Origin of the sequence: Janthinobacterium sp. HH102 (assembly GCF_001758625.2) — a bacterium.
In the GTDB taxonomy this organism is placed as follows: domain Bacteria; phylum Pseudomonadota; class Gammaproteobacteria; order Burkholderiales; family Burkholderiaceae_D; genus Janthinobacterium.
The window spans coordinates 103,811-124,253 of the sequence record NZ_CP062063.1 but is presented as its reverse complement, the minus strand read 5'-3'; the positions used below and the strand labels follow the sequence as shown (position 1 = coordinate 124,253).

General features: G+C 55.1%; 22 protein-coding genes. 16 read left to right on the top strand and 6 right to left on the bottom strand.

The window, feature by feature from the left end:
- The first annotated feature begins 73 nt into the window (after positions 1-73).
- From JAB4_RS29345 to JAB4_RS29285, 13 genes are all read left to right on the top strand, one after another.
- A complete protein-coding gene (locus JAB4_RS29345; protein WP_070225071.1) occupies positions 74-517 on the top strand; it encodes a DotD/TraH family lipoprotein in 444 nt (147 codons plus the stop codon).
- A 5-nt stretch (positions 518-522) separates the two neighbouring features.
- Positions 523-1,326, top strand: a complete 804-nt coding sequence (locus JAB4_RS29340) for a type IV secretory system conjugative DNA transfer family protein (RefSeq protein WP_070308552.1) — start codon at positions 523-525, stop codon at positions 1,324-1,326.
- Positions 1,323-2,501 (top strand): ATPase, T2SS/T4P/T4SS family, encoded by a 1,179-nt coding sequence (locus JAB4_RS29335; RefSeq protein ID WP_071650308.1) that lies wholly within the window; start codon positions 1,323-1,325, stop codon positions 2,499-2,501. The genes JAB4_RS29340 and JAB4_RS29335 overlap by 4 nt, the downstream gene beginning before the upstream one ends.
- A gap of 259 nt (positions 2,502-2,760) precedes the next feature.
- Entirely contained in the window at positions 2,761-3,489 is a 729-nt protein-coding gene (locus JAB4_RS29330; RefSeq protein WP_139143889.1) for a TcpQ domain-containing protein, read from the top strand.
- A gap of 5 nt (positions 3,490-3,494) precedes the next feature.
- A complete protein-coding gene (locus JAB4_RS29325; RefSeq protein WP_139143888.1) occupies positions 3,495-5,060 on the top strand; it encodes a hypothetical protein in 1,566 nt (521 codons plus the stop codon).
- A gap of 15 nt (positions 5,061-5,075) precedes the next feature.
- Positions 5,076-6,437 carry a hypothetical protein gene (locus tag JAB4_RS29320; RefSeq protein WP_070225081.1) on the top strand — a complete coding sequence of 454 codons (1,362 nt, stop codon included), beginning with the start codon at positions 5,076-5,078 and terminating at the stop codon, positions 6,435-6,437.
- Complete coding sequence (locus JAB4_RS29315) at positions 6,415-7,035, top strand: hypothetical protein (protein WP_139143887.1); 621 nt, start codon at positions 6,415-6,417, stop codon at positions 7,033-7,035. The genes JAB4_RS29320 and JAB4_RS29315 overlap by 23 nt, the downstream gene beginning before the upstream one ends.
- Positions 7,035-9,014, top strand: coding sequence for an ATPase, T2SS/T4P/T4SS family (locus JAB4_RS29310; protein WP_083287443.1), 1,980 nt, complete (start codon positions 7,035-7,037; stop codon positions 9,012-9,014). The genes JAB4_RS29315 and JAB4_RS29310 overlap by 1 nt, the downstream gene beginning before the upstream one ends.
- 10 nt (positions 9,015-9,024) lie before the next feature.
- On the top strand, positions 9,025-10,122 hold the full coding sequence (locus JAB4_RS29305) for a hypothetical protein (RefSeq protein WP_070308550.1): 1,098 nt from the start codon (positions 9,025-9,027) through the stop codon (positions 10,120-10,122).
- Positions 10,123-10,248: 126 nt separating this feature from the next.
- Complete coding sequence (locus JAB4_RS29300; RefSeq protein ID WP_071650309.1) at positions 10,249-10,851, top strand: type II secretion system protein; 603 nt, start codon at positions 10,249-10,251, stop codon at positions 10,849-10,851.
- A gap of 35 nt (positions 10,852-10,886) precedes the next feature.
- Positions 10,887-12,320: a prepilin-type N-terminal cleavage/methylation domain-containing protein gene (locus JAB4_RS29295; RefSeq protein WP_139143886.1), complete on the top strand. Its 1,434-nt coding sequence runs from the start codon at positions 10,887-10,889 to the stop codon at positions 12,318-12,320.
- 12 nt (positions 12,321-12,332) lie between these two features.
- A complete protein-coding gene (locus tag JAB4_RS29290) occupies positions 12,333-12,716 on the top strand; it encodes a hypothetical protein (RefSeq protein WP_139143885.1) in 384 nt (127 codons plus the stop codon).
- A 1,306-nt stretch (positions 12,717-14,022) separates the two neighbouring features.
- Positions 14,023-14,382, top strand: a complete 360-nt coding sequence (locus JAB4_RS29285) for a hypothetical protein (RefSeq protein ID WP_193725221.1) — start codon at positions 14,023-14,025, stop codon at positions 14,380-14,382.
- Here the strand turns inward: JAB4_RS29285 and JAB4_RS29280 are convergent.
- From JAB4_RS29280 to JAB4_RS29270, 3 genes are all read right to left on the bottom strand, one after another.
- Positions 14,379-15,017 (bottom strand): hypothetical protein, encoded by a 639-nt coding sequence (locus tag JAB4_RS29280; RefSeq protein WP_193725220.1) that lies wholly within the window; start codon positions 15,015-15,017, stop codon positions 14,379-14,381. The two genes, JAB4_RS29285 and JAB4_RS29280, sit on opposite strands and share 4 nt — an antisense overlap.
- Before the next feature lie 114 nt (positions 15,018-15,131).
- The gene (locus tag JAB4_RS29275; protein ID WP_193725219.1) at positions 15,132-15,797 is read right to left on the bottom strand and encodes a hypothetical protein; all 666 of its coding nucleotides are present in this window, start codon (positions 15,795-15,797) and stop codon (positions 15,132-15,134) included.
- Between the two features lie 114 nt (positions 15,798-15,911).
- Complete coding sequence (locus JAB4_RS29270) at positions 15,912-16,187, bottom strand: hypothetical protein (protein WP_193725218.1); 276 nt, start codon at positions 16,185-16,187, stop codon at positions 15,912-15,914.
- 122 nt (positions 16,188-16,309) lie between these two features.
- Between JAB4_RS29270 and JAB4_RS30850 the strand changes: the two genes are divergently transcribed.
- The 3 genes from JAB4_RS30850 to JAB4_RS29260 all read left to right on the top strand — a co-directional run bounded on the left by JAB4_RS30850 (position 16,310) and on the right by JAB4_RS29260 (position 18,252).
- Complete coding sequence (locus tag JAB4_RS30850) at positions 16,310-16,489, top strand: hypothetical protein (RefSeq protein WP_139143884.1); 180 nt, start codon at positions 16,310-16,312, stop codon at positions 16,487-16,489.
- A gap of 355 nt (positions 16,490-16,844) precedes the next feature.
- Positions 16,845-17,099, top strand: coding sequence for a hypothetical protein (locus JAB4_RS29265; protein WP_139143883.1), 255 nt, complete (start codon positions 16,845-16,847; stop codon positions 17,097-17,099).
- Positions 17,100-17,136: 37 nt separating this feature from the next.
- Complete coding sequence (locus JAB4_RS29260) at positions 17,137-18,252, top strand: CAP domain-containing protein (protein ID WP_083287442.1); 1,116 nt, start codon at positions 17,137-17,139, stop codon at positions 18,250-18,252.
- Positions 18,253-18,791: 539 nt separating this feature from the next.
- Here JAB4_RS29260 and JAB4_RS29255 read toward each other — a convergent pair.
- Genes JAB4_RS29255 through JAB4_RS29245 form a run of 3 tightly spaced genes read right to left on the bottom strand, consistent with a single transcriptional unit; the run spans position 18,792 to position 20,392 of the window.
- On the bottom strand, positions 18,792-19,241 hold the full coding sequence (locus tag JAB4_RS29255) for a hypothetical protein (RefSeq protein WP_139143882.1): 450 nt from the start codon (positions 19,239-19,241) through the stop codon (positions 18,792-18,794).
- Positions 19,238-19,750 carry a hypothetical protein gene (locus tag JAB4_RS29250; RefSeq protein WP_139143881.1) on the bottom strand — a complete coding sequence of 171 codons (513 nt, stop codon included), beginning with the start codon at positions 19,748-19,750 and terminating at the stop codon, positions 19,238-19,240. The genes JAB4_RS29255 and JAB4_RS29250 overlap by 4 nt, the downstream gene beginning before the upstream one ends.
- A gap of 3 nt (positions 19,751-19,753) precedes the next feature.
- Complete coding sequence (locus tag JAB4_RS29245) at positions 19,754-20,392, bottom strand: hypothetical protein (RefSeq protein ID WP_139143880.1); 639 nt, start codon at positions 20,390-20,392, stop codon at positions 19,754-19,756.
- Positions 20,393-20,443 lie beyond the last annotated feature (51 nt).

Sequence of the window (20,443 nt, the reverse complement as noted above, 5' to 3'; positions counted from 1 at the left end):
TTTTTCTTGCACTACAGCACGTGACAGGGTAAATTACGGCCTTGATACGTTTTATGACCACAGGACAGAACAAATGAACCGCGCCACTTACCGGAAAACACGCCTAGCGGTAACCCTAGCCATATCGGGGTTGCTCGGTGCTTGCGCTACTCCGAAGCAAGTCGAAGTCGTTGGTGACGCTCCTGGAGTTCGATTTTCGATCATTCAGGCTGCTGACAGGGCCGATGCGAAAAAAATGGAAATGTCCGATGCGACAACTCCGGCAAGCTTGGCCGGGAACACCATGTCAGTAATATGGGAGGGCGACGCGTTCGAGATACTTAAACGCATTGCCGCGGCACAAAAGTTGGACTTTAAACAAACTGGTCCGCAGCCAAGACTTGCAATGCCGGTTTTTATCAAGCTGCAGCGTGTAACTCTGATCCAGGCACTAGCCGCGATCGGGGAGCAATGCGGCGGCCGGGCCGACGTCATTCTCAATGAATCGTCCATTGAACTCCGCTCGAAGCTGTACTGACACCCATGGCCATTTCAGCTATTCGTTGTATCGCCTTTATTTCCTGCGCAGTTGGCGTACAGGCAGCAAGCGCCGCAGTTCCTTATCCGAGCTCGAACCTCGATAAAGTCTTGTCTGCAACTTCGCAGGTATCCACAATTCCAACTGGCATTTCTGACGTACGCGCGGCAGCGCTCAAGCAGCTTGGCGTGGGCCTGGGTATGAGAGCAGGTCAGGCAGACGAAAATCGTGTCATCGTCAGTGAGATCGAGAAGGAAAAGACGATCTTGGACACAAAGTTCAATTTCGGATCGCTAACCTTCTCCTCTGGCGCATTACCACCGGTTATCGAAGAAGCGCAGGATGTGATCGCGATTACCGAATATTCGATGCGCGTGCAGGGCAGGGTATATCGAATCATCACGCCAGCGACCTTCACACAGAACAACTGGCGCAATTACCTCTATCTTGGTCTGAGCGACACAGACGACCAGATTGTCGGCGATGCTCAGCGTAGCATTCTCCCAAAGAGTGACGTTGAGAAGGGCTACTGGGAAACGATAGTGCGTGCTGCATATGCTGAAGGTCGCAAGCAATCGCGAAAGATCTTCGACCTAAACTTGGCCCGCCTGGAGCGTGATTTTAATGGTATGCGTTTGTTCTACGCTCTGTACGGGCGCGGACTCGTGACGGCGCCGAAATTCGCCCAGGCTACCGATAGCGTAAATCGTCCAGACAAGAACACGATCATCATTGGTGACTCGATCTTCCGAATCAGCGCACAGCCAGAATTTAACAGTAACGGCAGCGATTGGAAGGCAACCAAATGACGCCAAATACTGTCGAGGGGCTTACAACGTTCGCCTTGCCACCTGGCTTTGGCGAGCGCGAAACACGTCTACTAATTACGTCCGCATTAGACCAGGGGTGCTCAGATATTAAGGTCCAAAGCAACGACTACATCTCGGTGTACTGGCGCCGCAGTTGGTACCCGTTGACGACCCGTACGCTGGAGGATACTGAGGCAAAAAAGGTACTGACCATTCTCTGCGGCCCAGCTGCGATCCCTAAACTTGGAAAAGGCGATGAGATCGACGAAGATCCGGAATTCTACCGCCCAGACCTCGATCGAGTACTTGTGCGTCTGCGACTTCATGCTATTGCAGCACGTGTTGGGGGCGAGAAGAACGGTGTGTCGATAACGATACGAACCATTCCTGAGCCTTTGCCGGAACTATCGAAACAGGGGCTGCCTGCGGGTGTAGCGGACGATATGCTGGTTGATAAAGGACTTGTGCTCGTAAATGGAGCAACAGGCTCAGGTAAAACTACGCTAATTGCTGCGATCCTTCATGAGCGCACAAAGGAAACTCCAGCGCCCAGTATCCAAACATTCGAGGAACCTATTGAAATTAGCTACGGAACAGCCGGACTGGGTCGCGGTCCATTAGTCGCACAAGCTGCAATTGGAAAACACCTCCATGGATGGCATCGCGCGGCGCCGGCAGCAATGCGGTCCAAGCCAGACATACTTTTAATGGGTGAGGTTCGCGATCAAGAAACGGCAGATAAAACGGTCGAGATGGCGATCACCGGCCACGCAGTGCTGGCCACAATTCATGCAGACACGCCGAACGAAACTGTGTTTCGCCTGGTTGAGATGTTTCCGCCTGAAGTGCGATCTGCCGCAGCCGCGAAGATGCTGGGTGCATTGCGCATGATCTGTTCGCGAAAAATTGTGAAGCTCGATAGTGGTCGGGTAGTTCCCATCACTTCCTGGATCGCATTCGATTCAGAAATAAAGAACACTCTTCAAAGCGAGGAGTACCCATACGCTCGGTGGGCATATTTTGTTAGATCCTACCTGATTGAGCACGGCCAGGATTTTGCGTCCCAATGCATACCCCATATCCGCAGCGGTGAAATGGGGGAAAAGCAATTCCGTGAGATCACCCAGATGGGGCGAACCGAAGCGCAGAAGTATGTCGAGAAAGCGAGGAATTGATGGAATGGAGAAATGCAGGCTATCGAACCAAAATCGGAAAAATTGATGGATCCGTTGTGTTCCCAATTTTGCTTGCCACGATCGTATTTCACTATACGACGATCACGATTCTCATGTTCTATGCGGGTGTCAGTTTGTACATGTCATTCCGCGGCCGCTCAATGCAGTGGATGTGGCGGCGTCTGCGCTACTGGTTGCGCGGTGGAGTGATTCTGGCCCGCACGCCACGGTATTGGCGGTATGTACGCACTGGACAGTATTGAAAGTATTAAATATGAAAATGACAAAACTTACACTTGTGCTTGCTCTCCTGGTCATCGCAAGCCCGTCACAGGCTGGGTTCGTTGATAACCGCGCATCAGATGCAGTGATAGAAATCACATACAAGGCGATTTCCGTAGAGGATCTTTTCGCCGATATTGTTCCTCGCGAAGTGCAGATCGAGTATGCGAGTGCTGACCTCCGCAAGAAGTTGGTAACGATCAGTGGAAAGGGCACGTGGGTCCAACTGCTTGAGCAATCGGCTTCGGGCGCTCCCGTGCGGATCGTAGTTGATCAAAAGGGCCAGCGCGTATCAGTTGCAGCACGTTCCATGGAAATTGAGCGAATCGATAGTGTAAATGACGCGAAGTCATCGATTACACCGACGACTCCCCAGACTGCTGCCGTTACGAAAACTGCACCTGTTCCAGCAACTTTTACGACAACGGGATCCGACTACCACGTCTCTGCGGTCCTGCGTCGTTGGGCCACCCAGGCAAACATGCAGTACGTTTGGGAGCCTCGTGATGTCGAGTACCAGGTTAGTGCCGAGAATGACTGGGGCACTGACGTGCGGGTCGCAGTTCGAAATCTTCTTACTTCGGTACAAACAAGCCAAGGCTCCCAAGCGGGCCGTGAACGCGTTCGCGCGTGCATTCATGCAAACACACCAAAAAATGTACTGCGCATCATCAAGTTTGACGAGCGCTGCAAGGGAGGCATCTAATGCGTATGACTTATCGCACCCACCTGTCGGTCATCGCTGCATCGCTCGCGCTTGTTGGCTGCGCAGGGTTTACGGCAAATGATGAATCGGTCAAGGCCTTAACGAATGTCAAAGCGAAGGAAGCTGCAGCTGCTGAATTGCGTTTGGAAAAACAGCGTCAGGATGCATCCGTAAGGGACATGGTTGAAGATGTCGAAATTCCCTATACCGGCAGCCGGCAGATTGCACCCCCTAAGTCAAGTCAATGGCCAGCTGCATTGCGTAACGATGCCCAGGTCAATCTTGCTTTCGCCGACAACGCTGTCGACCTGAATGGCAATACGATCATCCCGCTTGCAGATTTTGCGCAGAAGATCAACGTCGCAACTGGTATTCCTGTGCGTGTAAAGCCTGACGCGTTAGTCGACGGCGCGGGTAAGGTGGTCTCGGTAACCATACCAAAGGCGTCGAAGAGCAGTTTGGTCCCCCTGTTCGAGCAACTCGCCGCCCGCTATCGAGTGCACACTGAGTTCGAAAACGGGCAGCTTGAATTCTTCAGAACGACGACTCGTCGCTATGTCATTGGTACTGCTGCAGCGACAGCGGGTGGAACTATGACGGTCGATAGTGGAGGGGGGGATGGTGGTGGATTTACTGCAAAATCCACAATGAACTCGGTGTTCCCCGAGATCGATGCGCCGAAGACCCTTATTCCAGGGATCAAGTTGTGGATGAGCAAAGACGCGCCAGAACCAACATACAACCCAGCGACGGGTTCGTTGACTGTCACTGATACACCTGAGGTGTTGGACAAGATCGGCGAATATATTGATAGCGAAAAGCGCTTGATGAACCGTGGAGTCGTTTTTGACGTGGAGGTCATTCGGTACTCGAGCAAAAACTCTGGTCAGTCGAGCGTTAATTGGCAAGTTATGTACCAGCGTGCAAAGGCCCTCCAGGAAACCGGACTCAAGTACCTTGCGCCAGTACGCGCGCTAGAGCAAGGCGCTGCTGTCTTGGGCGGCACCATTGCTGGCGACTCCCGGTTCGCAGGATCTCAAGCTCTGATCTCTGCCCTGAATGAGACTGGCCAAGCAACCGTGGTGCGCCACCTATTGCTGGAAACACAGAACCGTGTGGGCGTAATGCATACGACGAACAAAACCTTTGACTATGTCAATGAGGTTTCGGCTGCCTCTTCGTTATCTGGCGTGTCATCTGGTCAGAAAACGAAAACAGAGAACGCTGGGCGAACGTTAATGCTAGTCCCTGCCATCACAGGGGAAAGTGATGCTACGGTTGACATCTCGATTCGTGAGTCGGTTAAAAACCCGTTTGGTGTCAATACGAGCGGAAAGGGTGATAGCCAAACCACAGTGATGCTGCTGGATAAAGATACCGAACTGGCGCGGCAGCGCGTTACCTTGAGCAACGGCGAGTCGCGGGTCGTCGCGGCAATCAGCGGGCGATCACTCGATGGATCTGATCAAAGTTTGGACAAGCACGTGTCTGCATTATTCGGGGGCAGCATCGCTGGCAATCGCGCTGAAGATCAGTACTACCTGATCGTCACCATGCGATTTCGCGACTAAGGTACGGAGCAGGATATGGCGCAAATTATCAACGTCTCCGGTACATTCCTATTGGCCGGGATGCACTGGCTCGATCCAGAATCCGTTAAGCCGGGCGTATCGGGGGCCTCGCCGCTCTTCACCAAATTACGCCGAGTTAAAACTGGACCGAGCTCCATAAGTGAACGCGACCTGGTCGCAGCGACAAAGGCCACGCATGCCGCGGGCAGCACACACAATGCGTGGGGCTACCTGACGACATCGGAAAAAATGTCATTGAGTAAGGTTGGCCGCTTCACCAAGGTGTACTCCCTGGCTGAGATGTTCAGCTCTTTGCCGGCACTTCCAGTCTGTGCAATCCTCGTCTCCCAATTGCCGGGTGATGATGCATTCGCGATGTGCATATCCATCAACGGTCATCCGGCACCAGGTCAGTTCGATGTCGTGGTGCCGGCGTCAGCAGTTGCTTCGACCTTGAGTGCTTGGAAATCACAACTGCGCCGACTTGGTTCTACCGGGGAGGCAGCGCTGTATGGCACCTGGGAAGGTGTCTCGCATGAACTGACGCTTGATAAGCTGGTCAGTATCGCCGTGGCCCCGACTCCTGTCCGCACCATTGGCATGGGCGTCCGCCAGATTGCAGTGATGGCAACGGTTGCAGGCGTTAGTGTCATTGGCTATCTGGCCTACGCTGAGTACCAAAGCGAGCAGAGGATCAAAGATGCTCAAGTGCTAGCCCAACAGCATGCGCCGGGAGTGGTGTATCAAAAGGCGCTTGCAGCGCAGTGGGCTACACAACCATGGGGAAGCTTAGAACGTGTCCGTGAAATTCAACGAAAGATTCGCCAAGTCCGTGAGTTCGTAGGCGGCTTCAAAATATCCACTCCAGTAGCGTGTGATGTCGTCAGTGGGATCTGCACCTTTAGTTACAAGAAAGACAGCGAGAGCGCAGCGACTTTCGTTGACTTCGTAAAAGATGTTCGGAGTCAGTTTAACGTCATCTCGTTTGGGCAGGATGGGCGTACCGTCGAATGCAGTATGACGCTGTCGGGCCTGCCGTTGGGCGTAGTGCCAAGTATCGAAGGTCTCGCCGACGAAAGTCAATCGCCGTTGCTCTTTTGGCCGCGCATACAGAAGCTGGTACCGACACAAAAGGTGTCGGGAACGCTCACAAATGATTACAAGCTTTTTCCTCAGAACCTTGGAATAAATGAGGCGTCAGTTCCCTCGACCGTAAGGACTGTCGGTGTAACCGTGACATATCCCCTTTGGGATCTCGTGGTGATTCCAGCTGGCGGAGGAGTATTCGCCAACGCCATTAACTGGAAAACAATTTCGGCAGGTGCCGGCGCCGTCACGCTAGTAGGAGAAATGTATGCAAAAAAATCGAATTCTTAAAACTTTGATTGCCCTTACCGCGTGCCTGGTAACTCAGACGTTGTGCGCTCAAGCTTCAGCATCGAAAACACCTCGTTCTGATCGGTCCGATGTTATCCCGGGTAAGGCTGACATAGCTGCCTCCTCATCAATCACCTATACGCTTGGCGACCTTGCGGATATACAGCGTGATGTCGAATTTGAGAAACAACGACGTGCGCTGCGTGATGCAAAGGGAGCAGAAGAAAAGCCGGTGTATAAGCCCACTACACCGGTACCTGCAAGAAAAATCCCGAAGGTTATTCCTAAGCCTGTGGTCCCTGAGGGACTAGAGTTGCGGGGAATCTTTGGAGTAAAACCGGACACCACTGTTCGCTTCTTTACGGCAGGTGGACAGTTCGAAGACCGCCAGGTTGGTGAGAGCGTACAGGGGTGGACAATACACAGCGTAGAAAGCTCGACGGTAATCCTGCAAAAGGGCAGGGTGCTCTACCCGCTTGCGTTAAAAATGCGTTCAGTATCTTTCTCCCAACCTGCTTTTCAAGCACAGCCGGTCAATGGTGGTAACAGTGTCCAGGCCGGCCCACTGCCGAGCCCGAGACTGAACGGTGTGAACTAATGCTGAGAAAACTGTTAACCCCACTGGTGGACGGGCTGGGGTGGAGGCAAAAGCCAGTTCTGGACTCCGGAGTGCATCCAGTTCCTACTACCTCTTTGCAGGTAGTTGAAGATAATGCTCATATTGCCGCTGGAACTTTTTATGATTCAGTTGAGCAGCTACCTCCATCATGGTTTCCTTTGAGTGGGAGAAAAACCCATTCTGCACGTCTGCAGGTGACCGACGACTTATTGCAAACTGTTGCAGTTATTGCTTTCCCTGTGCCGGGAGCAGGTGCACAGCGTTATGGGACCGTCCGTCTGTCAGTTGCAGGCTGGAGTGAGAACTCGCACAATTTGCGCTATGGACTGGCAATTAATCGAGAGCTCGTTGCCATTGCCACGGAGAAAAACGTGGCACTGGATCCCGCGCAGCCTTTAGATGCATCGCGAAACCTAATTGCAGAGATCAATGGCGTTGACGCAAACCAGCATGACGGTGAAGCTGTGTCCAAGCATGACGCGAAGATAATCCGCAGAGATCTGGAGCAACGGCAGGCGCAAGGTACCAATCGCTTCAATAACATGATCACGGAGTTGATGACGCAAGCTGTAAAACTTGGAACACAAGACATACACATTTTTGTGAGGTATGACTCGGACAAGAAAACGCAGCGCAATCGTTCGAAGATTGAGTTCCGGCTGGATGGGGAGCTCGTTACGGTCGATGATTTGTCGCCTGCAATGAAGGATCCGTCAGAGTTGCGGGGAATGATCGGCTATATGTACAACGAGTTATGCACCAACCGGTCCGAGACGCAGTTTAATCCTGGGAACTTTCTTGAGGCGACTTTGGAAGATCGTGTCGTCGGCGCTCGAGGAGAGACAATTCGGGGTCGTTTCACGACATTTGACCTGGGTGATAAAGTCGGCGCTAATGGTGACAAGCCCTTTAAGCTGGTTCTGCGCTTGATCTATGTCGATCGAACAGAGATTCCGACGGTGGATGCGCTCGGCCTCTTTCCAGATGTGATAAGCGCGATTAACCGCTTCAATGCAAATCATAAGCGCCTCCTCTGTATTTCAGGAGCGATGAACATGGGCAAGTCCACGACGCTCCGCTCCGTATTTGCGATGGTACCCGGCTCCGAATCCAAGTACGCCGCGGAAGATCCGATCGAAAATACTCACCCCGACACGGCGCAAGTGAACGTGTCTGGGGCAAATGCTATCCAGCTCGCTCTGCAACGTTTTAAGCGAGGAGACGGAAATGCATTTCTTATTGGTGAAGTGCGCTCGAGAGAGACACTTGAGATGGTCATTAATATCGTATTGTCCGGTCATCCATGCTACACGACGACTCACTCCGATTCTGTATTGGGTCAGTTACCGTATTTCCTTAGCTCGAGCATGGGATTGGAGGCAGATCTGTTGTCTCACTCCGCTGTGCTTGGCCTGAATTTGCACCAGGTGCTTGTTCGGAAATTGTGCGGTTGTGCATTGAAAGGCGGAAAAGCGTTGGAAGCACTGGGTCTTCAACGTCTTCGTCATATTGAGAAATCGTACCAGGTGGATGTGGAGAAATTCTCTGCACACAACCCAGAGGGATGCGAAGAATGCCGAGGCCAAGGTCATGTCTCTAGGATTGGCTACAAGGGTCGCCAGATTCTGGCGGAATATTTTGAACCTGACCACGACGACAGGACTCTGGTGATGCAACGTGACTTCCTTTCATTGGAACGAAAATGGAGGGAGTCAAGGTCTCGGTTTGACGATTTATCGAGCACACGAGGAAATACTGCTCTGGAAGTTGGTCTGAAGGCCGCAATTATGGGGGCGGTGGACCTTCGATCGGTGGAGCGATACTGCGGCCGGTTTGAAGATGCGCTCGTGGTTCATGCGCCCGGCTTTATCCCGTCCTTTTCAGATCAACGCAGTGCTTCGGTAATAGGCTCCATCACAAAACACGCTGATCCTCGGATCGGAAGCGCGCTCCCATGAATAGGAAATTATGAATATGTGGTCTGAAATGTTTCATGTATGGAGCACACGTCGTGCTTTCAATCGACATCGTGCAACTTTCTACCGGGACCTCGGCGCCTCATTATCGGCGGGAGCGCCGCTGAACGGCCTAATCAGCCAGTACGCGAAGTATAACGTGCCAGGCATAGGTGCAATGATGACGTTGTGGGGGGACGGCCTGTTGGCAAGTCCTGGTTCGCTCGCGCGCGCCACCAGCGGTTTTGTGAGCGAAGGTGACACGGTTGTTATTTCGGCTGCCGAGATGAACCCCGACGGTGCCGGCCAACTCTACAAAATGTACGCAGCCAACCTGGCCCAGCGCGATGCGATGGTGCGTGCTGTGACGGTCCCATTGATCATGCCCGGCATTACCTTTGTGCTCTTAATCGCAGTTCTTTTCTTCTTTAAGAACGTCATCTATGCGGACATGCTCAAGGGCGTGCCACTGAAATACTGGCCTGACTACGGTAAGTTTGCGTATGGGGTGCTGGAGTTCTTTACTGGTATGGGCGGAGCCTGCATTCTTTGCATAATTGTGTGTCTGCTGACATGGGTAACCTGGAGCATGTCGAATTACACCGGTCCAGGCCGAGACTGGCTTGACCGAAAAATCCCTCCTTACACAGTCGTTGCCCAGATGGACTTGATCTCAAGCCTGACTGCTATTTGTTCCATGATCCAGGCGGGCATTGCGGATACCGTTGCGTTAAACAAGGTGGCATCAAACGGCTCTATTTGGCTGACCTATCAAATGAACAAAGTTCGGGCGCATACCGCGCGCGGCCGTCCTGTCCTGACCGCACTAAGGGACTTGCCCTTGCCGAGTATGTTGGCGGCTCGCGTGGTTGTTCTCGCTGGGGAGGAAAAGCTGGTCGATGCGTTACCCGAGTTAGTGATCCAAAGCTGCCAGGATGAGGCCTTAAGTATTGTTGAGCGTATGCATGTAACAGGAAAGTTCGTGACAGCACTTTCTGTTTTTGTGTTGCTAGGTTTTGCTGGCGTGCTGGCACTTGGAAATGTCGGCTTTGCGGAAGCGTCGCAAGCGATGTCACGTAATGCTAACTTGAACAGTGCGGCAGGGCGGTGAACGGCCCAAATTGGTTTGCACTGTAGTTGCTCGTGTGCTATTTTATGTGCATACAACGAAACAAGTGAATTGCACAGACATTTGCTTGCTTCAAATTCAATTTTTAACCCTCAAGGATTTTCAGTAATGACAACCTACATTCGTATCCCAGCTCTTCGTCGCACACGTCAACGAGGATTTACGCTCATCGAACTTATCGGCGTGTTGGCGCTTATTGGCTTTGCGGTCTATGGCGTCATCAGGTTGAAGCGCAGCGCTGAAGTTGACACCAACTCCCAATCGCTATCCACCAGCGTCACAACGGTTCATCAGCAAGCGCCGAAGGTCTATCCGGCTGTTTTTACCGGGTTGACCTGTGCGGTCCTGGCAAACAATAGTGTGTTTTCCGGAACATCTTTCCGTGTCGATCGCACCAATCCCGCAACTCCTGTCGTTTACTACAACGCAGAGCCGAATAGTCAGATCGCGTGCGCACCAGCATCGGTCATCGTCGGTGGTCAGAATGACGGCTACTCTCTTTCGTTCCCGGCGCTGTCAAATGAAATGTGCAATGAAGTAGCGAACCGGCTGAATCAATCTGCATGGTTGATGACGGTGAACGGAACCTCAGTGAAGGCGCTGCGCGGCCTTCTCGACACGGCGACGAAAGGCTCCCTCTGTTCTGCTACGGCGACGCAAGATAACCAGACTATCGTTGCCACCTTCACACGCTCGTTGCCACCGCAATAAGTGTTTGCGTAATTACGGAGGCGATGAAGTGCTCTATGCACTCATCGCTTACCTTTTTATATGTCGAGAGAGTGAAAGTGATCAAAAAGAACAGCAAGTTGCGAGCTCCTCTCCCAGAGCTTACTCGGCGTCAAAAAGGATTTGGCCTGGTCGAGGTCCTAGTGATGCTTGCCGTGTCTGGTGCGGTGCTGCTTATCTGGAATCGAATGCAGGTTGCTCGACAGATCGAAGAAACGGACACTTCTGTTGCTCAGCATGGCAAGTTGGTGCAGGCAGGTGTAAATAAATTCATCAGTGATTATCGGCTCACCCTCATCAGTAACGCCGCGCCAGCGATTCCTGGCTTTCCTGTTGCACTGTCTCCCACGTTGGAACAGTTGCAAGCAAATCCGGCAGAAAATCCCTATATCCCTTTAGGTTACAACTTGGCCAATCAGCTTGGGATGACATATACCGTGAGTCTAGGGTTACTCCCGGCTGGCTGTACTCCAGGCGTGAGCTGCACTGACGTTACAGGAATTATCGCTTCGACCTTACCGCTTATTGATTCGGCAACTGGGTTTGCTGATGGAAGCCGTGTTGGCAGTATCGCCAACAAGATTGGACTGGACGCAGCGTCCTCAAAGGTTGGTGCCGGCACGGTTCTAACTGGCCCTGCGGGTACCTGGGCGGAAGTAAATCCAAGTGGCAATGTCCCAGGGATTCTGGTAATGAGAGCCGGTTATGGTTCCGGTGCTTACAACGGCCTTGAACATCTCCTACCGCGGGACGGATCAAGGGCCATGAGCGGACGGCTTCGCTTAGGCGGGAACCCAATCGTTGACGTTTCGACTCTGGAAGCGAGTAGTCATATTTCGACCTTGACAGGAAATATTTCATCGAACTCGGGCTCCATCACAACTCAAAGTGGCAACATCACGACCACGACGGGGAAGGTATCGGCGAACTACTTGATGACCTCGAATCAAGCCCCGTTAAGTACTTGCCCTGATCCCAATGCGATCGCAACGGCGGCGGACGGTACCGTTTTGGTATGCCGTTCAGGGTTATGGCGTGTCCATACTGGCCCTATCGCAGATAAAGGCGCCCCCTGTAGTCAACCTGGTGCGTTGGCAACGACTTCCGGCAACGGAGAAGCTGTGCTGTGCCGGGGATCGACCTACATATCGTTGTCGAATGCGATTGGTAAGTTTGTGGAAATAGGCCGGCAAGCTGTGATGGATGGATCTGTCGTGCAGCATCCTCAATGCGATGCTGGTGGCATACCGACCTTTCGTTTTAGCATGGTTCAAACTGCAGTGGATGTTAGTTCAGCTCCGCCCAAGCAAGTATCTAGCTTAACAGCGAGCGGGGGGCCTGGAGCCGCTTGGACAGTCTCCTACAAGTTGATTGACGATGTGGGAACGCAGACATCAGCGAACGTATATAACCTGCAAGCAGTCATGTATCTCGAGTGCAAATACCCGTAACCAGGCCAAAGTATGCAAATTAACAAAAAGTACATTTTCAGTGTGGGATTTGCGGTCTCCTCGTTGGTGTCGGCAGCACAACCAATGCAATTTGAATTGGTCCCTAACTCGAAGCCCATTGAGGTTGACTGCGGGATCTCGCCTGATGTCTGTTTAACCGCGCCGGTCGCACGAGGTTGCGGTCCAGGCAGGCACTGGTCTGGTGCCGGCAGCGGAAAGGCGCACTGCGTAAAAAACGATAGAACTTGTGAAAATGGTAGAAAAAACACCCGCGATGACCCCGATAAATTGGTTTGTGAGGATGAACCAAATGACAGTGAAAAAAATGGGTTACCTGAAAAAGGGTTTGCGGATCCAAGTTCTATCGAATCACAGATGAAGGGAAAAAATGAATGAAACAGTTTATTTTAGGATTAGGTTTGGCATTATTCCTACTATCCTCGCAAGCGCAAACAACCCAATCGGGTCGTGGAACAGGTGCAAACATCGCGACCTGCATACAGAGCCCCGATATGTGCCTGTCGTCACCAATCGCAAAGTCCTGTGCTGCTGGGATGCGTTGGTCGACCGCGGGAACCGGAATTGCCCATTGTGTTGCAAACGATCCTGTATGCCCGGCATCGGAAAAAGTGGTGCACGATTTCTATGGGAATCCTTCTTGCGTTTCACGCTGTGCACCTTCGGAGTATTGGAATGCAACAGGGGAGTGTCGGCCATGCGCGACCACATCCACCAGTAGTGGTTCATGCCAACCAGGCTACGAAGGGACGGCTTATCGCTCGGTGACTACGAACGTATGTACTGGTTCAACCAATTATGCTGAATGGGATTATTCGGCCTGTACTGTCCCGCCCACCTGCGGTAATGGCGCAAGTAATTACCCCATGTGTAATGTTTTTCCGACCTGCGCTAACGGGGCAAGCAACTACCCGAGTTGTACATCGTTTGCTCCAAATTTGGCTTCATTGCCCGCAGTGATTCATGAAGTTGGAGCATCTGCCGAAGCCCAATTGCAAATATATGCGGATGGCAGATGGCGCATTGGAAGAACTAACTGTGGCAATGAGGATACGCCGGGATGGTCAGCCCAAGAGCAATGGAAGTTTTGTACGACGAAGGACGCCTATGGTAGCCTTTTTCTTCCGGGAACGAATCCCGCAGATTTTGAAATTAGGTTGACAGATATGTACAGGCAAACTGGTAGTGTTCGTGGTGACTCCAATGACCCTAGATGTGCAGTATGGCAGAACATTACCACTCAAACATTAGCGTGCTCTTGGGTGAACGCTCGTCGAGAAATCTCAGGGCACCCGGGAGATAGCCAGGATTACTCGTCTCCGTCGGATTCGAGTTTGCAATTTACGTTGAATATCCGTAGTAGAACAAATCCAGCACAAGTATGGTCGATCAAAATGATTCTCGGGGCGACCTGGTTGAAGGGGCAGGCCTGTCCATATAGAGGTTTTTGCTACGATTAGAACTTCGGTTAAATTGAAGTAATTGCATGAGCCCGAATAGAAGTATTCGGGCTCTTTCTATTTGTTTGATGGATACGCGGTAGAGCTGCATCTGATAAGCGCTATTAACCCTTGATTGGCCACTGCGGTGGCCGCTCGCGGCGCGCCGGTGGCGCAGGCGTGGGTCCGGCCGGAGATCCGCAGCAGGAACGTGGTGGCGCCGGCCTGGCGCCGGGCAGCAGCAGGTGCGCGACATCGACGTGGTGCTGGCCGTCGGCGGCCGCGCGCGGCGCGCCGGCGGCGCCGGCGAGGATCCTGCCGGTGATCAGCTGCAGGAACGTGGTGGCGCCGGCCAGGCGCCGTACAGCAGCTGGTGCACGCCGTCGACGTGGTGCTGGCCCGCGGCGGCCGCGCTCGGCGCGCTGGCGGCGCCCGAGCGGATCCGGCCGGAGAGCAGCTGGAGAAACGTGATGGCGCCGGCCAGGCGCTGGCCAGCAGCTTGTGTACGCCGTCGACGTGGTGTTGGCCACTGCAGCGGCCGCGCGCGGCGCGCCGGCGTGGGCCCGGCCGGTGATCAGCTGCAGGAACGTGATGGCGCCGGCTAGGCGCCGTGCAGCAGCAGGTGCGCGACATCGACGTGGTGCTGGCCACCGCGGCGGCCGCGCGCGGCGCGCCGGCGGCGCCGGCGTGTTCCCGGCCGGTGATCAGCTGCAGGAACGTGATGGCGCCGGCCAGGCGCCGTGCAGCAGCTGGAGCACGCCGTCGACGTGATGCTGGCCACTGCGGCGGCCGCGCGCGGCGCGCCGGCGGCGCCAGCGAGGGGCAGGGTGATGATGAGCTGCAGGAACGTTGTGGCGCCGGCCAGGCGCTGGCCAGCAGCTTGTGTACGCCGTCGACGTGGTGTTGGCCACTGCAGCGGCCGCGCGCGGCGCGCCGGCGGCGCCGGCGTGTTCCCGGCCGATGATCCGCTCCAGGAACAAGGTGGCGCCGGCCAGGCGCTGGCCAGCAGCTTGTGTATGCCGTCGACGTGGTGCTGGCCACCGCAGTGCTCGAGCGCGGCGCGCCGGCGGCGCCGGCGTGGTCCCGGCCGGTGATCTGCTGCAGGAAGTGGATGGCGCCGGCCAGGCGCCGTGCAGCAGTTGGAGCACGCCGTCGACGTGGTGTTGGCCACTGCAGCGGCCGCGCGCGGCGCGCCGGCGGCGCCGGCGTGTTCCCGGCCGATGATCCGCTCCAGGAACAAGGTGGCGCCGGCCAGGCGCTGGCCAGCAGCTTGTGTATGCCGTCGACGTGGTGCTGGCCACCGCAGTGCTCGAGCGCGGCGCGCCGGCGGCGCCGGCGTGGTCCCGGCCGGTGATCAGCTGCAGGAAGTGGATGGCGCCGGCCAGGCGCCGTGCAGCAGTTGGAGCACGCCGTCGACGTGGTGTTGGCCACTGCAGCGGCCGCGCGCGGCGCGCGGGCGGCGCCGGCGTGGTCCCGGCCGGTGATCAGCTGCAGGAACGTGATGGCGCCGGCTAGGCGCCGTGCAGCAGCAGGTGCGCGACATCGACGTGGTGCTGGCCACCGCGGCGGCCGCGCGCGGCGCGCCGGCGGCGCCGGCGTGTTCCCGGCCGATGATCCGCTCCAGGAACAAGGTGGCGCCGGCCAGGCGCTGGCCAGCAGCTTGTGTACGCCGTCGACGTGGTGTTGGCCACTGCAGCGGCCGCGCGCGGCGCGCCGGCGGCGCCGGCGTGTTCCCGGCCGATGATCCGCTCCAGGAACAAGGTGGCGCCGGCCAGGCGCTGGCCAGCAGCTTGTGTATGCCGTCGACGTGGTGCTGGCCACCGCAGTGCTCGAGCGCGGCGCGCCGGCGGCGCCGGCGTGGTCCCGGCCGGTGATCAGCTGCAGGAAGTGGATGGCGCCGGCCAGGCGCCGTGCAGCAGTTGGAGCACGCCGTCGACGTGGTGTTGGCCACTGCAGCGGCCGCGCGCGGCGCGCCGGCGGCGCCGGCGTGTTCCCGGCCGATGATCCGCTCCAGGAACAAGGTGGCGCCGGCCAGGCGCTGGCCAGCAGCTTGTGTATGCCGTCGACGTGGTGCTGGCCACCGCAGTGCTCGAGCGCGGCGCGCCGGCGGCGCCGGCGTGGTCCCGGCCGGTGATCAGCTGCAGGAAGTGGATGGCGCCGGCCAGGCGCCGTGCAGCAGTTGGAGCACGCCGTCGACGTGGTGTTGGCCACTGCAGCGGCCGCGCGCGGCGCGCGGGCGGCGCCGGCGTGGTCCCGGCCGGTGATCAGCTGCAGGAAGTGGATGGCGCCGGCTAGGCGCCGTGCAGCAGCAGGTGCGCGACATCGACGTGGTGCTGGCCACCGCGGCGGCCGCGCGCGGCGCGCCGGCGGCGCCGGCGTGTTCCCGGCCGATGATCCGCTCCAGGAACAAGGTGGCGCCGGCCAGGCGCTGGCCAGCAGCTTGTGTACGCCGTCGACGTGGTGTTGGCCACTGCAGCGGCCGCGCGCGGCGCGCCGGCGTGGGCCCGGCCGGTGATCAGCTGCAGGAACGTGATGGCGCCGGCTAGGCGCCGTGCAGCAGCAGGTGCGCGACATCGACGTGGTGCTGGCCACCGCGGCGGCCGCGCGCGGCGCGCCGGCGGCGCCGGCGTGTTCCCGGCCGGTGATCAGCTGCAGGAACGTGATGGCGCCGGCCAGGCGCCGTGCAGCAGCTGGAGCACGCCGTCGACGTGATGCTGGCCACTGCGGCGGCCGCGCGCGGCGCGCCGGCGGCGCCAGCGAGGGGCAGGGTGATGATGAGCTGCAGGAACGTTGTGGCACCGGCCAGGCGCCGGGCAGCAACTGGTGCACGGCGTCGACCTGGTGCTGGCCACCGCGGTGCGAGCGTGTTGTTGGTGTTCTGCTGCAGGGACCTGGAGGGCCGATGAATAGCTGTTTGAAAAAGGTGGGAAATGTTATTGTGGCGCGGAAACTGTGAATGGATCCCGCGAAGGCGTCACGCTGTCGATCGACATAGCTGATGGATCTGAAGAATTGTCACGGGCATCCATAAGCAACCTCAATTTTTTTGTCGGAACGAAGGTATTTTATGACTACGAAAACAGAGCCGCCATTTAAAAAAAGTGGCAAGAGGGGGCCTGCACCGAGCGGAGAAACCAGAGCCGAAATAGAAAAGCGCTCAAAGTTGAAAAGTCGAGCGAGACGGGAAGACGATGGTTTGGTTGACCTCAAGGCCCATGTAACAAAAGATACTCGCGATCAGCTAGCTGCCATGAAGGAAACGTGGTGTTTAAGCAACATTGGTCAAGTAATTGAAAGAATAGTGAAGGACTACCAAAAATAAATGTAAAAAACTAGTGGCTACCCGCCACTAATAATGTATGATGATTCCCATCAGCAACATTAATCTCACTGAAAGGGAAGAAATGAAAAAGATCGCATCCACTAGCATGATCGCAGTTGCCGCGCTTTTGTCCGCTTGTGGCGGTGGTGGCGGAGGAGATTCCGGTGCCGTTCCTGTACCTCCTGTCGTTGTCCCACCTGTAGTGACTCCGCCGGTTGTGGATGCCAACCCGCTGCAAACGACGGTGGCAGCGGCAACTTATGCTCCTAATTCCGTTTTGAGCAGCGCTTACAATACTTTGAATGGTGCACGCCAGGCATACGGCGTAGGCCTGCTCGCTCAAAATGCTAAGCTCGATCAATCGGCTGCTAATCATGCAGCATACGTCTCCGCTCGCTGGGGGGCACAAGACTTTGCAAATGTTGGTCACCTGGAGGACGCATCCAAATCCGGATTTACGGGTGTGAACCCTTCCGATCGAATTGCCTATGCTGGTTACACGGCTGCCACAACCGGCGAGGTACTGACAACGTTTATCTCGGTGGATGGCGTACAGAGCGACCCAGGCGTGGTGGCGGTAAATGGGCTGATGTCGGGACCTTACCATCGGTTTAGCTTGCTCGATAGCAGTAAGGAAATCGGCATTGCGGATGCTTCTGCGGTGTTTGTAGGAGAAGGTGGGAAGAACCATACAGTGGTCTTGAACTCCGCTGTGGCTTTTTCCGACAAATCACAATTGCCAAACGCGAGTTGGGTGGGAGTCTGGCCATTGGATCAGGCAAAGGATGTTATGTATGGCTTCGCGGGCGAGTCGCCTAATCCCATCCCTGCAAATGGTGGTGCGTGTGCAGGGTATCCTGCATCGATCCAAATCCGTAACGGACTGGTTCTCGGAACGACCTCGTTCACCATGGTGGAAACAGCGGGTAACGTTCCGGTATCCGTGCAGCTTTCGACGGCTTCTTCGGACGTCAATCCAAGCCAAGCACGTACTAATTCCGCGTACATCATTCCGTTCAAACCGTTGAAATTGGCCACGCAGTACACCGTACGCTTTGTCGGTACCAGCGGCACCAATGCAATCGACAAGACATGGTCATTTACAACTGGCAACATTAATACAAAGTTGATCTACGGCTGCAATCCAAGCTAACAAATAGCGGCTCTGAGATAGGCAAGATGTTTCCACCTGGTGGCCTCGAATCCCATCGGGTGGAATTTTTGTTCTCTATTGCCGGAGCATTGTCCTCTCATTTGAATAGAACGACCTTCTGTATTTTTCTGGGTGCTTCGTAAAACGCAGGTTCCCTGGGTCACTTTGGCTCAACGAAAAATTGGATTCCCCCCGTTCTATTTCGACTAATTTCTTGCCTCTAACTCGTCGTAACTCATGTATTGTATGAAGTCCCAGAAGCCCTTTTCAGCCAATCGCCGTGTGATAGCGGTCGAGATAAAGAACCTCTTGAGTCTTCGGCGTTCCATGCGCCGCTTGCGACGTGAACTGGCTACAGGCCGGTCGCCGTCCGAAATGGTGCGAACCCCGCGTGGCGATATATCGCGCATTATGCTACTTCGCTATGCTGAACTGTCGTTTCGGAATGGGCTGGTGAAAGTATGTGCGGCAAGACGCGTTCTGTTTCGCCTGCAATTGTCTGCCGATGTTGGCATGGAACAACCTGGTACGGGCCACCTTCAGTGAACATGCGACCACGTGCGACGAGAGACAATATCTCGCAGGGTCCCCTCACTTACGTTCAATTCTTTTGCTTTTGCCGTCCATCCCGGCGTCTCTTTGCGTGAAGTTAGTTCAGCCGCCCATGCGCGGATGGCCAACACGTCTTTTGATTCCAGTTGGGCTCGTCCATGATTTTCTCCTCTACGGGCCTTCTTTGGGAATGCCAGCCGCTGGTTGGCGAGATCCTCCGGTGCATTGACGGGGTGAGTACCACCCACCTTCTTGTGCTGCACCTTGTAGCCAGAATCACCGTCAAGGGTATAGACGCGAGCATTGAGTTCACTGTCTGCAAAAAATACTTGTACTGCTGCGTCGCCAAATAATTGTCCCCACATGCTCCTGAAGCGCTTCTTCTCATGTTGCGCTTCTTCTTCAGCAACTCTAATGGTGCTTTCCGTGATGCTCATGAAATATGCTCTGGGCAATAAAGGGGCAACTTGCGATCATTGATTGGCAAGTGCTCTGACCGGGCACTTGCCTCATATTGATTGGGGGAAGCGATGAAAAACTGGCTCATTGAACTGACAGACGCAGATTCGCTCTCCCACAGGTCGCGGGTCAACTTGGAAGCCGCATTGATGCCCTCGATAACAGACGTCCCGTATAGACGCATGTTGTGGGCGACCTGGAATAACATTAGTGCTCCACAACCTTCGGCCAAGCATTCTCGCCAGAACTCGTCAGCTGCTACAACCATGGGGATCTCTGTTTGGTAACGGGAAAGAACGGTCTGGAATGAGCCAAGAATCTCAGGCCTCATCCAAACCGAGACTGCCGTGATGACCGGACTAGTGCCACAGCCGTTCAGTCGGGCCCGCATATTTTTGCCAGACTGAAAAAACTGACAGGCAATGCGTGTTCGTTTGTTGCCAATGTAGTAGTCAATAAAACCGAAAGTGGAGTTCAATATCGTCATAGGTCAGCAATTGTTGATACCAGCACGATCACTTTCGTCTGGCTGTTCATCGGCTGTCATTTCATTGAATGGGGCGGACGATACTTGCAATGTTGCAAACAGATCACCGATCTCCGACGACGAGGCCAAGGTCTCTTCGACCAGTGTGGAGATTTCCGAAGCAAATATTGGGGTTGTCATTGCCAGACGTTCGGATTCGCTCAACAAATTTGTGAGGTTGACGGCAAGCCAGTAATTTCGGGGGGCCGTAGCAGGCTCAACTAATTTGATTGCGCTCACGTTAAACATCGCGTCGCGCTGCGGAAACTGCGTCAAGAATGCCTTTGTGACCATGTAAGCGGCGATGTGCCCCGGCGTGTATTCAGCGTCAGCCTGACCAGTACCACCTAGATTCCGGTCGACCAAAGCTTGGAGGTCGGCGCCGGCATTATCTTTACCTGCGGATGTGAGGTGTTGAAAAAACTGTGCTGTATGACGGAATGCCGTGACTTGCATTTCCAATAAACAAGCGGGATCGAACCCGCGCGCCGCCATTGCAACGAGCGGGCGGCAGAGCAGTTCTGTGCGGGAAGCGACGGTCGGTCGAAAGGGGGCTTGCGTTGCTGTCATGGAAAAAAGGGAAATAACTGAAGTTTGTGACATAGCAATTCTTGTATTCTGTCACGTATTATAGATACAATGTAGCACAAATGT

What these genes read in the sequence shown, in the direction of transcription:
- JAB4_RS29340 (WP_070308552.1), top strand. Translation starts at nt 523, where the DNA reads ATGGCCATTTCAGCTATTCGTTGTATCGCCTTTATTTCCTGCGCAGTT.
- JAB4_RS29265 (WP_139143883.1), top strand. Translation starts at nt 16,845, where the DNA reads ATGACTACGAAAACAGAGCCGCCATTTAAAAAAAGTGGCAAGAGGGGG.
- JAB4_RS29290 (WP_139143885.1), top strand. Translation starts at nt 12,333, where the DNA reads ATGCAAATTAACAAAAAGTACATTTTCAGTGTGGGATTTGCGGTCTCC.
- JAB4_RS29315 (WP_139143887.1), top strand. Translation starts at nt 6,415, where the DNA reads ATGCAAAAAAATCGAATTCTTAAAACTTTGATTGCCCTTACCGCGTGC.
- JAB4_RS29295 (WP_139143886.1), top strand. Translation starts at nt 10,887, where the DNA reads ATGCACTCATCGCTTACCTTTTTATATGTCGAGAGAGTGAAAGTGATC.
- JAB4_RS29245 (WP_139143880.1), bottom strand. Translation starts at nt 20,392, where the DNA reads ATGTCACAAACTTCAGTTATTTCCCTTTTTTCCATGACAGCAACGCAA.
- JAB4_RS29255 (WP_139143882.1), bottom strand. Translation starts at nt 19,241, where the DNA reads ATGAGCATCACGGAAAGCACCATTAGAGTTGCTGAAGAAGAAGCGCAA.
- JAB4_RS29320 (WP_070225081.1), top strand. Translation starts at nt 5,076, where the DNA reads ATGGCGCAAATTATCAACGTCTCCGGTACATTCCTATTGGCCGGGATG.
- JAB4_RS29305 (WP_070308550.1), top strand. Translation starts at nt 9,025, where the DNA reads ATGAATATGTGGTCTGAAATGTTTCATGTATGGAGCACACGTCGTGCT.
- JAB4_RS29250 (WP_139143881.1), bottom strand. Translation starts at nt 19,750, where the DNA reads ATGACGATATTGAACTCCACTTTCGGTTTTATTGACTACTACATTGGC.
- JAB4_RS30850 (WP_139143884.1), top strand. Translation starts at nt 16,310, where the DNA reads ATGGCGCCGGCTAGGCGCCGTGCAGCAGCAGGTGCGCGACATCGACGT.
- JAB4_RS29345 (WP_070225071.1), top strand. Translation starts at nt 74, where the DNA reads ATGAACCGCGCCACTTACCGGAAAACACGCCTAGCGGTAACCCTAGCC.
- JAB4_RS29325 (WP_139143888.1), top strand. Translation starts at nt 3,495, where the DNA reads ATGACTTATCGCACCCACCTGTCGGTCATCGCTGCATCGCTCGCGCTT.
- JAB4_RS29300 (WP_071650309.1), top strand. Translation starts at nt 10,249, where the DNA reads ATGACAACCTACATTCGTATCCCAGCTCTTCGTCGCACACGTCAACGA.
- JAB4_RS29335 (WP_071650308.1), top strand. Translation starts at nt 1,323, where the DNA reads ATGACGCCAAATACTGTCGAGGGGCTTACAACGTTCGCCTTGCCACCT.
- JAB4_RS29260 (WP_083287442.1), top strand. Translation starts at nt 17,137, where the DNA reads ATGATGATTCCCATCAGCAACATTAATCTCACTGAAAGGGAAGAAATG.
- JAB4_RS29310 (WP_083287443.1), top strand. Translation starts at nt 7,035, where the DNA reads ATGCTGAGAAAACTGTTAACCCCACTGGTGGACGGGCTGGGGTGGAGG.